The following is a 14,427-nucleotide window of genomic DNA, read 5'->3' as shown; positions in this document are numbered from 1 at the left end:
GCGGCCCGCCGTGGGGCGACGGGGGTCGCGGTGCTCGTCATGCTCAGTTGCTCGACTGCGCGTTCTGCAGGGCGTCGGCCGGGGAGTCCTGCCCGGTCAGCGCCGACTGCACGGCCGTGTAGATCTTCGTCGCGGCCTTGGGCCAGTCGGCACCGAGCTCGCCGGTGCGGGCGCGGGCGTCGGCGACGAGGTCGACGAACACCTGCTCCTCGGGGACGTCCTTGCCGAACTGCTGGGCGACGTCGGTCTTCGAGGGGATCGTGTAGCGCAGCTTCGCCATCGCGAGCTGGTTCGCGTCGCTGTTCATGCAGTCGACGATCTTCGCCGCGACGGCCTGCTTCGCCTTGTCACCGGTGTTCGGGACGGTCCAGACCTCACCACCGAGCGGGGCCACGGCCTTGTCGCTGGCGGACTGCACGGGGATCTGGGCGATCCCGTAGTCGACCTTCGACTCCTTCAGACCGGGGATCTGCCACGGGCCGTTGATCATCATCGCGGCCTTGCCGGCCATGAACTGGTCGTTCACGTCGGCCTGGGTCCAGTTGACGACGCTCTTCGACATCGAGCCGTCGTCGACCAGGCCCTTCCAGAGCGACAGGGCCTCTTCGGTCTCCGGGGTCGCGATGTCCTTCTCGTCGCCGCCGTTCGACCACATGAACGGCAGGAACTGCCAGGTGCCCTCGTACGTGGCGTTGGCGTCGACGGCGAACCCGTACTGGTCGCCCTTGGTGAGCTTCGCCGCGGCGGACTGCAGCTCGTCCCACGTCTTCGGCGGGGTGACACCGGCCTCGGACAGCACCTTCTTGTTGTAGAAGAGCGCGATGGTGTTCACGGTGGGGGCGAGGCCGTAGACCTTGTCCTCGTAGGTCCCGGCCTGCAGCACGCCCTTGGCGTAGCCGTCGGTCGAGATGTCGTAGTCGGACAGCGGCGACAGCGCACCGGTCTCGGCGATCTGCTGCAGGTCCGGGTTGTCGAGCATCAGGACGTCCGGCAGGGTCTTCGACGACGCCTGCTGCAGGACCTTCTGGATGAGTGACGAGCCGGGCACCAGGCTGCGCTTGATGGTGACGTCGTTCTCGGCCCCGCACTTGTCGAGGTACTCGCCGATGACCTTCTTGTCGTTGCCCTGGTTGTAGTAGTCGAGCACGGTGATGGAGTCCACCTTGCCGCCGGAGCTCGCGGACGAGCCCCCGGAACAGCCGGCGAGGACGAGGGGGACGGTCGCCAGCATGGCGACCGCGCTGAGGACCGGGGCGATCCTGCGGTGTCGAGGCTTCATTGCTTCGCTCTTCTCTGGATGGTTGCCGGACACGAGTCGAACGTGTCGCTCGTGGATCGGGGACGACCGGACCAGAACCGCTCCGTCGCGTCCCGAGTGGGGTCGAAGTTAGCATCGAACCGCTTAGATGGTAAAGCGCTTAGACGAACTTTTTCGGGCACCGCCCCCGCTACAGTGAGCGGGACAGGGTGAGGGAGCGGCATGGCGACGATGCAGCAGGTCGCCGACCGGGCGGGCGTCTCGATCGCGACGGTGTCCTTCGTCGTGAACGGCAACAAGCGCGTGTCCGCCGACACCCGTGCCCGGGTCACGGCGGCGATGCGTGAGCTCGGCTACCGGAACAACGTGGTCGCCCGGGCGCTGGCGTCGCGCCGCACCCGGATCCTCGCGCTCGTGTTCCCGGTGCTCGAGCACCGGCTCGGACAGACCGCGCTGCAGTTCTTCACGAGTGCCGCGAGCCGCGCCTCGGAGCTCGGGTACCACCTGGTGCTCTGGCCGGCGGTGACGACGGCGGACGACGTGCAGGAGCTCATCTCCGGCGGCCTCGCCGACGGGGTCGTGGTGATGGAGGTCACCATGCACGACCCCCGGATCGCCCGTCTCACCGAGCTCGAGGTCCCGTTCGTCGCGATCGGCCGCACCGCCGACCCCTCGGGCATCTCGTACGTCGACATCGACTTCGAGCGCACCGTCGAGGACGCCCTCGACCACCTCACCGGCCTCGGGCACCGGCGGATCGGCCTCGTGGTCGAGGACCTCGACGGCACCTCGATGGCCGACTACGGCCCGAAGGTCCGCTCCGAGGCGGCGTTCCACGCCGGCATCGAGCGCCGGGGCCTCACCGGCACCGTGGTCGCCGCCGGTGCCTCGGCCGAGGGCGGTCGTCGTGCGGCGGCGGACCTGCTGGCGCACGACCCCGACGTCACGGCCGCGATCATCATGAAGGACGACTCGAACTTCGGGCTCGTCAGCGGGCTGCGGGCCGGCGGTCGGCGGGTCCCCGAGGACGTCTCGGTCATCGCGATCGTGTCCTCCGACGGCGCCGGCGCCGCGACGGAACCGGTGCTCACGACGCTGAACGCCCCCGGACCGGCGCTCGGCCGCCTGGCGGTCGAGTCGCTGGTCGACCGCCTCGAGGGCGGCAGCACCGGGCGCACGCACACGCTCATCCCGTGCGCGATGCACCTGGCCGAGTCGACGGCCCCCGCCCCCGCCTGACCCCTGCCGGCCTGGAGGCGCGGGTCGGCCCCGCCACGCGCCTCCAGGCCGTCGCTGGCCACGTTTCGGGCTGAGCGACAGTTCGCGGGGCCGCGAACCCGTGAACTGTCGTCCACCGCGAAAGCGCGGCCGCGCAGCCGGCGCCCCTGGCGGACAGACCAGGCTCCGCCTGGTTGTGTGGACGTACAGGTTCGCAGCACCACACGTCGAGGAGGACGGATGGCAATCGACCGGAGGACGTTCATGCTCGGGGGAGCGGGGGTGCTGCTGCTCGCCGGCTGCTCCACCCGACCCGAGCGCACGCGCGTCGAGGACTGGCCCACCGAACCGCCCGAGGGCGAGGCGACGATCAGCTGGTGGGCCGGCCAGGTCGCCTCGAAGGACGGCGGTGACCTGCGCCGTCGGCTCATCGCGGAGTTCCAGAAGGAGCACCCGAACATCCGCGTCCGGATCGTCAGCGCCCCGAGCGACACCGACACGAACCGCACCAGCCTGACGACCCAGATCGCGGCCGGCAGCAGCACGCCGGACGTCTACCTGGGTGACGTCGCCTGGCCCGGGCAGTTCGCGAAGAACAAGCTCGCGACCCCCGTGAACCAGCTCGTCGGCGAGGACTTCTTCGACCAGTTCCCCGAGGGGCTCCGGCTCGCGGCGAGCGTCGACGGCACGTACTACATGTTCCCGCTCTACATCGACGAGTCGTTCTTCCTGTACCGGAAGGACCTGCTCGCGAAGCACTCCCTGCAGGTGCCGGCGTCGTGGGAGGAAGTGCGCGAGACCGCCGCGAAGCTCGTGGACACCGGCGACGTGTCGTACGGCTTCGCGTTCCAAGGTGACGTGTACGAGGGACTGACCTGCAACGTCACCGAGTTCGTCGCCGACGCGGGCGGGTCACTGCTCAACGACGACCTCACGAAGCCCGAGACGACGAGTTCCGAGACCAAGCGCGCGTTCGAGTTCATGCGGTCGCTGGTCACGTCGGGAGCGTCGCCACGGGCCACCCTGACCTACCAGGAGCAGGACACCAACGACGCCTTCTCCGGAGGCCGCGCGGCGTTCCTCCGCAACTGGTCGTACGCCTGGGGGATCGCGAACGGCCCGGACAGCCAGGTCGCCGGCAAGGTGGGGCTCGCCGCCCGGCCGACGTTCGACGGCATGGACGAGCACCACTCGACGATCGGCGGGTGGGGGAACTACATCAACCCGCACACCCAGGAGCCCGCGGCGGCACTGACCTTCGCGCGCTGGATGTCGAGCGAGACCGCGCAGCAGTTCCTGACCCGCGAGGGCGGGGTCCTGCCGGCCCGGTCGGCGAGCCTCGTCAGTGCGGACGCGAAGCGGCAGGAGCGCCCGACCTACGACACGGCGGCCGGCATCACGCTCGTGCCCCGCCCGACCTCGACGGCCTACTACCCGAAGGTCTCGCAGGGCGTCTACCAGAACGGCAACGGCATCCTCGGCGGGCAGGCGTCCGTCGACGGTGGCACCAGCGCGATGGCCTCCGCCATCTCGCTCGCCCTGCAGGGAGCAGCGCTGTGAGCGCCGGCACGGCGACACGACCGGCACGGCCTGGAGGCACGGGTCGCGTCGATCCGCCGCCCCGGCCTTCGGGGCGGTCGCGTCTCGACCGCATCCGCTCGCGGGGCGCGTGGGGCTTCGCGGCCCCGGCGCTCCTGGTGGTCGCGGCGGTGACGATCTTCCCGGTCGTGTACTCGGTGGTCCTGAGCTTCGCGGACGTCGAGGTCGGCTACGAGGGCTTCACGATCCAGTCGTTCGGGTTCGACAACTACGCGGCCCTGCTGCAGAGCGCCGACTGGTACCGGGCGCTGGGCTTCACGGTGCTCTACACGGTGGTGACGGTGTCGGTCGAGCTGGTGCTCGGCATGCTCGTCGCACTGGTGCTCGAGCGGCTCGGGGCCACCCGCGGCTGGATGCTCGCGCTCATGCTCATCCCGTGGTCGCTCGTCACCATCGTGAACGCGCAGCTGTGGAAGTACATCTACGACAGCACCTACGGCGTCGCGACGTGGTTCTTCGGCCTGTTCGGGGACGCCCCGGTGATCCTCGGCGAACCCGTGCCAGCGATCACCGGGCTGATGGTCGCGGACATCTGGAAGACGACGCCGTTCGTCGCGATCATCCTGCTCGCCGGGCTCGTGCAGATCTCCGAGGACCACTACGAGGCCGCCGAGCTCGACGGCGCGAGCACCTGGCAGACGTTCTGGCGCGTGGTGCTGCCGCAGCTCACCCCGACCCTGACGATCGCGGTGCTGTTCCGCATCCTGCAGGCGTTCGGCGTGTTCGACCTGCCGTTCGTGCTGACGAACGGCGGCCCGGGCACCGCCACCCAGTCGCTCGCGATCATGGGCTACAAGGTGCTCTTCCAGGACATCAACATCGGACCGGGCGCGGCGATCGCGACCTCCACCGCGGTCATCGTCGCGGCGGGGTGTCTGCTGTTCCTCCGGGCGTTCCGGAACCAGGCGAAGGGAGGGGACGACTGATGCCCCGTCAACGTGTGCGCAAGGGCTGGCGCAAGTGGGTCAACACCGTCAACGTCAGCGGTGTCGTCATCGCGGTGCTCACCGCGCTGCCGCTCTACTGGCTCGTCACGACGTCGCTCAAGCCGGCGTCCGAGATCGGGCAGTCGCCGCCCACCGTCTGGCCGCAGTCGTTCACCTTCGACAACTTCGTGGTGGCCTTCCGCGACAACGCGCTCGGCCAGTACATGGTGAACAGCGTCATCGTGTCGGTGTCGACCACGGTGATCGTGCTCGCGCTGGCGTTCCTCGCCGGGTACGCCCTGGCCGGCCGGTTCATCCGGGGGCGGACGGCGATCATGACCTCGCTGCTCATGCTGTCGGTGTTCCCGGCGATCGCGGTGCTGACGCCGCTGTACCTGCTCGAGCGCAACCTCGGGCTGCTCAACTCGTACCCGGGTCTGATCGTGCCGTACGTGGCGTTCAACCTGCCGTTCGCCATCTGGATCATGCGGAACTACCTGCAGGGGATCCCGTCGACGATCGAGGAGGCGTCCGAGATCGACGGCGCCGGGGCCTGGCGGACCGTGCTGTCGGTGATCCTGCCGATGGCGAAGCCGGGCCTGTTCACGGTCGGCGTCTTCACCTTCACGGCGTCGTGGAGCGAGTTCCTGATGGCACTGACCTTCAACAGCGAGAACTCGTTCCGGACGATCCCGGTCGGCATCGCGCTCTTCGGGACGCAGTTCACGGTGCCGTTCGCGCAGATCTTCGCCGCGAGCGTCGCTGCGACGGTGCCGATCGTCATCCTGGTGCTCGTGTTCCGCCGCTCGATCGTGTCCGGTCTGACCTCCGGAGCCGTCAAGGGGTGACGGGCGTCCGGCATGCGGAGATAGGTAGAGAACTTACCTAGCTGCGCATGCTGGACATTCGTCCGAGCGTCGTCCTGACCGCCCGTACCCTGCCGTCAGGGGCTCGGTGCGCCGAGATCGACGGCTGCGACGATGCGGTCGATGATCCGCACGAACCTGGCCCGCTCCCGTTCCGAGAAGGAGGCCATCAGGTCGTGCAGGTGCTTGTTCGTGCCGTCCATCGCGCGCGCGTAGTCGCGGCGGGCAGCATCGGTCAGCTCGATGTACCGGCTGCGGCCGTCGTCGGGGTTCGGGACACGACTGATGTGTCCGCTGTGCTCGAGGCGGTCCACCATGCCGGTGACCGCCGGGCCGGTGAGCCCCAGGTGCTTCGACAGGTCCTTCACGCGCACCGTCCGGCCCGCTTCCTCGGCGCGCGAGACGAACTGCAGCAGCGTCAGGTCGCCGCCGGAGACGCCGAGCTCGTCGCGCAGTCGACCGCGCAGTTCGGAGACCGCGGCCTCGAGCCGGGTCAGCGCCGCGTTCAGGTCGACATCGCTCACGACAATGCCCCCTTCGCACGGGTCTCGTCCGGGTCACGATACGCCGCAGTCACCGCACCAGCGTATCCACATAACGCGGAGCGTGGAACGGTGCGGGTGACGGCATCGGGAGCGGGGCACCGTGGCTGACCCCGTCCCGACTCCACAGTCCGCTGCGCCCGCCGGGGAACCGGTCCGGTTCGAGGTCTCCGGCGGGGACCCCGACGCCGCCGAGCGCGACCTCGCCGCCGTCCACGGCGCCGATCGGTGGTCCGTCCGGCGCCTCGACGACGACTTCTCGTACCGGTACACGGCCGTCGGGGACTCCGACGTGAGCATCCGGCGTTCGCAGCTCCGCGGTGCCGTGCGCGGCTCGGTGCCCGTCGGTGCCGACTACGTGGTGACGTGGATCACCAGCGGGACCGCGCACCTGGACTCCGGGCGCGTCCGGATGGAGTTGCGCCGGGACATCCCCGTGCTCCTGCCCCCCGAGGACGACTTCGTGTTCACGGCCGAGGACCACGACCAGCGGCTGGTGCACTTCGGGCGGGAGTACGTGCACCGCGTCGCGTTCGAACACCTGGAGGTCGAAGCGGCACCGCTGCGGTTCGACCCGACCCGCATGCCGGAACCGGAGACCGCCGAGCGCTGGCAGGGGGCGCTCGTGGCGCTGTCCCGGGCACTGCGTGCGGAGGGGCCCGACTCCGACGCGTGGCACGAGGCCAAGCGGTCGGCGGCCACTGCGTTCCTGGACACGTTCCCGCCGCAGGCCGACGACCTGCCCGCGGTGCTCGGCCTGCCCCGGAACGCCCGGCTGCGGGCAGCGGTGGAGTACATCCACGCGCACGCTGCCGAGCCGGTCACGGTCCAGGAGCTGTCCGAGGTCGCCGGCCTGAGCGTGCGGTCGGTCCAGGAGTCGTTCCGCCGGGTCTTCGACGTGTCGCCGCTGACGTACCTGCGCGAGGTCCGGCTCGACCGCGTACGCGGCGAACTGCTCGAGCTCGACCCGCAGGCCGGGGTCGTCGGCGACGTCGCCCGCCGCTGGGGGTTCGCCCACCTCGGCCGGTTCTCGGCGGCCTACGCGGCCCGGTTCGGCGAGTACCCGAAGCAGACCCTGCGCCGCTGACGGCGGCGGGTGCTCAGCGGCCGGACGCGGGCCTCGGAGCGGGGCCCGTGCTTGCCCGAACCCGCAGGGTCGTGGGGAGCCGGACGTGGTCCGTGGTCGGTTCGCCACGGAGCATCGTCAGGAGCATCTGCACGGCGTGCGACCCGAGTTCGGCGAGCGGCTGCGACACCGTGGTGAGCGGCGGGGTCGTGGTGGACGCTTGCGGCACGTCGTCGAAGCCCACGACGGACAGGTCCTGGGGGACGCGGAGCCCGACCTCGGCCGCGGCGCGGAGCACACCGATCGCCGACGAGTCGTTCGCGGCGAACACCGCGGTGGGGCGGTCGGCGAGGGTCAGGAGCTCGCGGGCGACGGCCGCGGACTGGTCCTCCTGGTAACCGCCGTCACGCAGCAGGCACTCGTCGACCGTGATGCCCGCGGCGGTCAGGGCCGAGCGGTACCCGGCCGCGCGCAGCTGGGCGGAGGCCAGGTCCACGCGTCCCTGCAGGTGCGCGATGCGGGTGTGCCCGAGTGACAGCAGGTGTTCGACGGCCTGCGCCGCGCCGGCCTCGTTGTCCGCGTCGACGGTGGCGTGCCCCTCCGGCCCGGTGTGCGGGTCGATCGCCACTACGGGGATCGACGAGCTCGACAGTGCCGTGGTCGGGGTGACGACGATCGCGCCGTCGATCAGGGTGCCGGACAGGCGGGACAGCGACCGGCGCTCCCACCCGGGTCGGTCGGCGCCGGTCATCAGGCCGGCGTAGGCGAGGAGCTCGTAGCCGGTGCCGGTGGCCGCCCGCGAGATACCGCGGAGCAGCTCGGTCGAGAACGGCTCGAACTCGGGCACCAGGATGCCGACGACCCCGGTCCGCGAACTCCGCAGGCTCCGGGCGACCAGCGACGTCTCGTACCCCAGGTCGTCGACCACCTGCTGCACGCGGAGCATCGTGGCGGGTGCGACCCCGTCCCGCTGGTTGATCACCTTGGACACCGTCGGGATCGAGACCCCGGCCACCCGCGCCACGTCGCCGATCGTCACCCGGCCGGCACCGGGACGCGCGCCGAGTGCCGAGTCCATGTGCACACCGTACCGCTGCGGCACCATGCGAACGGTAAAGAAAACGTTATCGATATCGATTGACATGGACCTGGAGCAGCAGGCATGCTCTCCGCAGCGGCAGTCGATGTCGCGCATGTCAACGACGACACTTCAGGAGTTCCACGATGACGAGGAAGATCCGTGCCGCGGCAGCCATCGCGCTGATCGGGGCCACAGCACTGGTGGCCAGTGGGTGCTCGGCGGGCAGCGATGCCTCCGAGGACGGCGGGAAGGTCACGATGACCTTCTGGCACAACTCGACCACCGGACCGGGCAAGGCCTACTGGGCCTCGACGGTCAAGGCGTTCGAGGAGAAGTACCCGAACGTCACCATCAAGACCCAGGCGATCCAGAACGAGGACCTGGACGGCAAGCTCCAGACCGCCCTCAACTCCGGCGACGCCCCCGACGTGTTCCTGCAGCGCGGCGGCGGCAAGATGGACGCGATGATCGCTGCCGGGCAGCTCATGGACATCTCCGACTCCATCAGCGCCGACGCGAAGAAGTCCATCAGTGCGGGCACGTTCGCCGGGTACGAGAAGGACGGCAAGACCTACGCCATGCCGGGCGCGGTGCTCCCCGAGGGCATCTGGTACTCGAAGGACCTGTTCAAGGAAGCCGGCATCGAGGGCACGCCCACGACCATGGACGAGCTGAACGACGCGATCACGAAGCTCAAGGCCAAGGACATCGACCCGGTCGCCGTCGGCGCGAAGGACGCCTGGCCGGCCGCCCACTGGTACTACAACTTCGCGCTCCGCGAGTGCAGCCAGAAGACCCTCGAGGACACGGCGAAGTCGCTGAAGTTCGACAACGCCTGCTGGACGAAGGCCGGCGAGCAGCTCGAGGACTTCAACGCCACCAAGCCCTTCAACAACGGCTTCCTGACCACCGCCGCACAGCAGGGCGCCGGCAGCTCCGCCGGTCTCCTCGCCAACCACAAGGCCGCCATGGAGCTCATGGGCGCGTGGGACCCGGGCGTGATCGCGTCGCTGACGCCGGACGCCAAGCCGCTGCCCGACCTCGGCTGGTTCCCGTTCCCCGCGATCGACGGTGGCAAGGGTGACCCGAAGTCGATGATGGGTGGTGTCGACGGCAACTCCTGCTCGGCACAGGCCCCGAAGAAGGCGTGCACCGACTTCCTGAACTTCATCGTGCAGAAGGACAACCAGGAGGCCTACTACAAGGCCTTCAACGCCATCCCGGTCAACAAGGAGGCCCAGTCGGTCGTCGACTCGGACTACCTGAAGTCGGCCCTGGCCGCCTACCAGGAGGCCCCGTTCGTCTCGCAGTACCTCGACACCCTGTACGGCCAGAACGTCGGCAACGCGCTGAACACCAGCGTCGTCGACCTGCTCGCCGGCAAGGGCGACGCGAAGGACATCGTCGAGACCACCAACCAGGCTGCGGCCAAGGGCTGAGCATGACCCTCGACACCTCGCTCGGTACGACTCCGACCACCGGGTCGGACACGGCCGCGGGGACGTCCCCGGCGGGGAGCGGTTCGCCGCTCCCCGCCGGTCGGCGGACCAAGCGCCGCATCGCGGACTGGCGGAAGCGCGTCGAGATCGCGGTCCTCGCCGGACCCGCGGTCATCGTCTTCGTCACGTTCGTGATCCTGCCCGTGGCGCTCGCCGCCTACTACGGGTTCTTCAAGTGGCAGGGCTACGGCCCACCCACCGACTTCGTCGGGCTGCAGAACTACCTGATCATCTTCCAGGACAAGGCGTTCCACGCGGTCCTGATGCACAACGGCTTCATCGTCGTGCTCTCCCTGGTGCTGCAGGGGCCGATCGCGATCGTGCTCGCACTGCTGCTCAACCAGAAGATGCACGGCCGCGGGCTCGTCCGCGTGCTCGTCTTCGTGCCGTACGTCATCTCCGAGGTGATCGTCGGCACCGGGTGGAGCCTGATGCTCCAGTCGAACGGCGCCGTGAACGACCTGTTCCAGAGCATCGGCCTCGGCGGACTCCGTGCGGACTGGCTGTCGAACCCCGACATCGCCATCTGGACGCTGCTCGTGATCATCTCGTGGAAGTACATCGGTTTCGCGGTGATCCTGTTCCTCGCCGGCCTGCAGAGCATCCCCGAGGAACTGTTCGAGGCCGCCGCCATCGACGGCGCCGGCTACTGGCAGATCCAGCGGCGCATCACGCTGCCGCTGCTCGGCCCGACCATCCGCATCTGGGCGTTCCTGTCGATCATCGGCTCGCTGCAGCTGTTCGACCTCGTCTACATCATCTGGGGGCAGTACATCGCGTCGACCGCGGGCACCTCGACGATGGCGACGTACATGGTCGCCAACGGCCGGACCTCGGGCAACTTCGGCTTCGGCAGCGCCGTCGCGGTCGTGATGTTCGTGATCTCGCTCGTGGTCGCCCTGATCTACCAGCGCTTCGTGCTCCGCCGCGACACCGCGGGTGCACTCACCGAGAGGAAGAACTGATGGCCACCACGAGCATCGTCGCCCCCGGGCGCCGGGCCGTGCGGGAGCGCCGGTCCAGTGCCGCGATCGGACGCGCGAACCCGCTGACCTACGTCGTCGCGATCCTGTTCGTCGCCGCCAACCTGGCACCCGTGCTCTACATCGTGCTGGGCGGCTTCCGGACCAACTCGCAGATCACCACGAGCCCCGCCGGGCTGCCGGCACCGTTCGAGTTCGGCAACTACGGGTCCGTGCTGTCCAGCGGCATCTTCTGGCAGCAGCTCGGCAACTCCACGATCAGCGCCGTCACGACCACCCTCGGGGTCGTCGTGCTCGGGCTGATGGTGAGCTTCGTGCTCGCGCGATACCGGTTCGCCGGCCGCGGGGCGCTCTACGCCCTGTTCGCCGCTGGTCTGATGTTCCCGATCACCGTCGCGATCACCCCGCTGTACCTGCTCGTCAAGGACCTCGGTCTGACGAACAGCCTGGCCGGCGTGATCCTGCCGCAGATCGCGTTCGCGCTGCCGACCACCGTCATCATCCTGGTGCCGTTCCTGCGGGCGATCCCCGACGAGCTCGAGGAGGCCGCGTCCATCGACGGAGCGAGCCGTCTCGGGTTCTTCTTCCGGATGGTCGTGCCGCTGTCGCTGCCCGGCGTCGTCACGGTCGGCATCCTGGCGTTCATCGCGAGCTGGAACAGCTACATCCTGCCGCTGTTCATCCTGAACAACGAGGCCGCGTACACGCTGCCGCTCGGGGTCCAGTCGTTCTCGTCGCAGTACTCCGTCGACACCGCCAAGGTGCTCGCGTTCACCTCGATGTCGATGATCCCGGCGCTCGTGTTCTTCACGATCTTCCAGCGTCGCATCGTCGGCGGCCTGACCGGGGCGGTGAAGGGGTGACCGCGACCGACGCGACGCGGACCGCCGGACGCGATCTGCGCCTCCAGGCCGACGGCGCGACGGACGCGACGGACGCGAGGACCACGACGGACGCGACGACCGCGACCGACGCGACCGCCGCGACCGCGACGCAGACCACGACCACCGCCGGACCCCGCGCCGACGCCCTGCTCGCCGTGATGACCCTCGACGAGAAGGTCGCCCAGCTCGTCGGCTACTGGCTCGACCAGAACGGCGTCGTCGCCCCCATGCAGGGCGAGATGGCGGCCGTGCAGCAGGGCAGCACCCTGGCGGACATCACCCGCGACGGCATCGGGCAGTTCACCCGCGTCTACGGGACCCGTCCCGTCGAACCCGACGAGCGTGCCGCCTGGCTCTGGGCCGAACAGCGCCGCCTGCAGCGCGAGACCCGGCTCGGGATCCCCGCGCTCGTCCACGAGGAGTGCCTGACCGGCCTCGCCGCGTGGAAGGCCGCGACGTTCCCGACGCCGCTGGCGTGGGGCGCGTCGTTCGACCCGGAGCTCGTCGAGCAGGTCGGCGCCGCGATCGGTGCGTCGATGCGGCAGCTCGGCGTCCACCAGGGCCTCGCGCCGGTCCTCGACGTCATCCGCGACCCGCGTTGGGGGCGGGTCGACGAGTGCATCGCCGAGGACCCCTACCTGGTCGGCACGGTCGGCACCGCGTACGTGCGCGGGTTGCAGTCCGCCGGGGTCGACGCGACCCTGAAGCACTTCCTCGGGTACTCGGCGTCGCAGGCGGGGCGGAACCACGCCCCCGTGCACGCCGGGGCCCGCGAGGTCGCCGACGTCTACCTGCCGCCGTTCGAGATGGCGCTGCGCGACGGCGGCGCCCGGAGCGTCATGAACTCGTACGCCGAGATCGACGGCGTGCCCGTCGCGGCGAACGGTGAGCTGCTCACCGACCTGCTCCGCGACCGGCTCGGCTTCGACGGCACCGTCGTCGCGGACTACTTCTCGGTGGCGTTCCTCGAGGTCATGCACGGCATCGCCGCCGACCGTGGCGAGGCCGCGGCGCTGGCGCTCGAGGCCGGCATCGACGTCGAGCTCCCGACCGGTGACGCGTACCTCGCGCCGCTGGTCGAGCGGGTCCGCAGCGGGCAGGTGGACGAGGCGCTCGTCGACCGTGCCGTGCTCCGGGTGCTCCGGCAGAAGGAGCGGCTCGGCCTGCTCGAACCGGACGCGTTCGCCGAGGACGCCCCCACCGGGATCGACCTCGACACCCCGCTGCACCAGGCGCTCGCACGGCAGCTGGCGGCGAAGTCGCTCGTGCTGCTGTCGAACGACAGCGGCACCGCCGACAGCACCACCCCCGTCCTCCCGCTCGCACCGGGCGCCTCGGTCGCGGTCATCGGCCCGAACGCCGACCGCGCCGAGGCCCTGCAGGGCTGCTACTCGTTCGCCAACCACGTGCTCGCCTCGCACCCCGACCTGCCGCTCGGCTTCGCGATCCCGACCGTCCGCGAAGCCGTCGTCCGGGCCCTCGGCCCGGCGGCGGTCCGCTTCGCCGCGGGCTGCGCCGTCACGGGCGACGACCGGGCCGGTTTCGCCGACGCGGTCGCCGTGGCCTCCGCCTCGGACGTCGCGGTGGTCGTCGTCGGCGACCAGGCCGGACTCTTCGGCCGCGGCACGGTCGGCGAGGGCAACGACACCGAGTCGCTCGACCTGCCCGGTGTGCAGCGCGAGCTGGTCGAGGCGGTCGTCGCGACCGGCACCCCCGCCGTGATGGTGCTGCTGACCGGCCGGCCGTACGCGATCGGCTGGGCGCTCGACGGCGACCAGCCGCGTCCGGCCGCGGTCGTGCAGGCGTTCTTCCCGGGCGAGGGCGGCGGGTTGGCGATCGCCGACCTGCTGACCGGCGCGGCCTCGCCCTCGGGACGCCTGCCGCTGTCGCTGCCCCGGTCCGCCGGTGCGCAGCCGTTCACCTACCTGCACCCGCGGCTCGGCGGTCCGTCCGACGTCACGGCCGCCGACTCGACGCCGGTGCGGCCGTTCGGCTTCGGCCTCGGCTACACCGACTTTGCGTACGAGGAGCTCGTCGTCGACCCGGACGTCCGATCCGACGGCGTCTTCACCGCGTCGGTGACGGTCCGGAACACCGGGTCCCGTGCCGGCGAGGACGTCGTGCAGCTCTACGGGCACGACGTGCACGGCAGCGTCACCCGGCCGGAGGTCCAGCTCCTCGGCTACGCGCGGGTCGCGCTCGCCGCGGGGGAGTCCGCGCGGGTCCGCTTCCGCGTCCCGGTGCAGCGCTTCGCGTTCACCGACCGTCGGATGCGCAAGGTCGTCGAGCCCGGCGACGTGCAGGTCTGGGTCGCGTCGCACGCGGCGGCGTCCCGGCCGGGAGGCCCGGTGGCAGCGGGTGGGATCGTCGCCTCGGGCGACGGGCCGGTCCGACACCCCGTCCCCGGCACCGCCACGGAGCGCGCCACCGTCGCGGTCACGGGCGCGGTGCACGAGGTCACCCCCGACGACCCCCGACTGGTGGAGTGGTCGCTCGTCTGACCTG

Annotated in this window: 12 protein-coding genes; 9 read left to right on the top strand and 3 right to left on the bottom strand. The window is 70.4% G+C overall.

Features of this window, described 5'->3' with window-relative positions; genetic code table 11:
- Positions 1 to 43: 43 nt before the first annotated feature.
- Positions 44 to 1,279 carry a sugar ABC transporter substrate-binding protein gene (locus HP445_RS18325; protein WP_071405204.1) on the bottom strand — a complete coding sequence of 412 codons (1,236 nt, stop codon included), beginning with the start codon at positions 1,277 to 1,279 and terminating at the stop codon, positions 44 to 46.
- A gap of 201 nt (positions 1,280 to 1,480) precedes the next feature.
- Here HP445_RS18325 and HP445_RS18320 point away from each other — a divergent pair, with 201 nt between their 5' ends.
- The 4 genes from HP445_RS18320 to HP445_RS18305 all read left to right on the top strand — a co-directional run bounded on the left by HP445_RS18320 (position 1,481) and on the right by HP445_RS18305 (position 5,849).
- Positions 1,481 to 2,497 carry a LacI family DNA-binding transcriptional regulator gene (locus tag HP445_RS18320; protein WP_241660449.1) on the top strand — a complete coding sequence of 339 codons (1,017 nt, stop codon included), beginning with the start codon at positions 1,481 to 1,483 and terminating at the stop codon, positions 2,495 to 2,497.
- A gap of 219 nt (positions 2,498 to 2,716) precedes the next feature.
- Complete coding sequence (locus HP445_RS18315) at positions 2,717 to 4,036, top strand: ABC transporter substrate-binding protein (RefSeq protein WP_128781114.1); 1,320 nt, start codon at positions 2,717 to 2,719, stop codon at positions 4,034 to 4,036.
- On the top strand, positions 4,033 to 5,001 hold the full coding sequence (locus HP445_RS19260) for a carbohydrate ABC transporter permease (RefSeq protein WP_175330840.1): 969 nt from the start codon (positions 4,033 to 4,035) through the stop codon (positions 4,999 to 5,001). Before HP445_RS18315 ends, HP445_RS19260 begins: the two co-directional genes overlap by 4 nt.
- Positions 5,001 to 5,849: a carbohydrate ABC transporter permease gene (locus tag HP445_RS18305; protein WP_027464448.1), complete on the top strand. Its 849-nt coding sequence runs from the start codon at positions 5,001 to 5,003 to the stop codon at positions 5,847 to 5,849. Before HP445_RS19260 ends, HP445_RS18305 begins: the two co-directional genes overlap by 1 nt.
- A gap of 95 nt (positions 5,850 to 5,944) precedes the next feature.
- On the opposite strand, the gene HP445_RS18300 is transcribed toward HP445_RS18305, so the two are convergent.
- The gene (locus HP445_RS18300) at positions 5,945 to 6,391 is read right to left on the bottom strand and encodes a MarR family winged helix-turn-helix transcriptional regulator (RefSeq protein WP_164941227.1); all 447 of its coding nucleotides are present in this window, start codon (positions 6,389 to 6,391) and stop codon (positions 5,945 to 5,947) included.
- Positions 6,392 to 6,512: 121 nt separating this feature from the next.
- Between HP445_RS18300 and HP445_RS19255 the strand changes: the two genes are divergently transcribed.
- Positions 6,513 to 7,496 (top strand): AraC family transcriptional regulator, encoded by a 984-nt coding sequence (locus tag HP445_RS19255; protein WP_128781115.1) that lies wholly within the window; start codon positions 6,513 to 6,515, stop codon positions 7,494 to 7,496.
- Positions 7,497 to 7,509: 13 nt separating this feature from the next.
- On the opposite strand, the gene HP445_RS18290 is transcribed toward HP445_RS19255, so the two are convergent.
- Positions 7,510 to 8,553 carry a LacI family DNA-binding transcriptional regulator gene (locus HP445_RS18290; RefSeq protein ID WP_164941228.1) on the bottom strand — a complete coding sequence of 348 codons (1,044 nt, stop codon included), beginning with the start codon at positions 8,551 to 8,553 and terminating at the stop codon, positions 7,510 to 7,512.
- 146 nt (positions 8,554 to 8,699) lie between these two features.
- Between HP445_RS18290 and HP445_RS18285 the strand changes: the two genes are divergently transcribed.
- From HP445_RS18285 to HP445_RS18270, 4 genes are read left to right on the top strand one after another with little or no spacing between them, the layout of a single operon-like run.
- The gene (locus HP445_RS18285; RefSeq protein ID WP_128781117.1) at positions 8,700 to 9,995 is read left to right on the top strand and encodes an ABC transporter substrate-binding protein; all 1,296 of its coding nucleotides are present in this window, start codon (positions 8,700 to 8,702) and stop codon (positions 9,993 to 9,995) included.
- Between the two features lie 2 nt (positions 9,996 to 9,997).
- The gene (locus HP445_RS18280; RefSeq protein WP_027464452.1) at positions 9,998 to 11,020 is read left to right on the top strand and encodes a carbohydrate ABC transporter permease; all 1,023 of its coding nucleotides are present in this window, start codon (positions 9,998 to 10,000) and stop codon (positions 11,018 to 11,020) included.
- On the top strand, positions 11,020 to 11,901 hold the full coding sequence (locus HP445_RS18275; RefSeq protein WP_017886791.1) for a carbohydrate ABC transporter permease: 882 nt from the start codon (positions 11,020 to 11,022) through the stop codon (positions 11,899 to 11,901). Before HP445_RS18280 ends, HP445_RS18275 begins: the two co-directional genes overlap by 1 nt.
- A complete protein-coding gene (locus HP445_RS18270) occupies positions 11,898 to 14,423 on the top strand; it encodes a beta-xylosidase/alpha-l-arabinosidase (protein WP_206647627.1) in 2,526 nt (841 codons plus the stop codon). The genes HP445_RS18275 and HP445_RS18270 overlap by 4 nt, the downstream gene beginning before the upstream one ends.
- The last annotated feature ends 4 nt before the right edge of the window (positions 14,424 to 14,427 follow it).

The organism is Curtobacterium flaccumfaciens, assembly GCF_013359815.1.
Taxonomy (GTDB): domain Bacteria; phylum Actinomycetota; class Actinomycetes; order Actinomycetales; family Microbacteriaceae; genus Curtobacterium; species Curtobacterium flaccumfaciens.
This window is presented reverse-complemented; position numbering and strand designations above follow the sequence as displayed.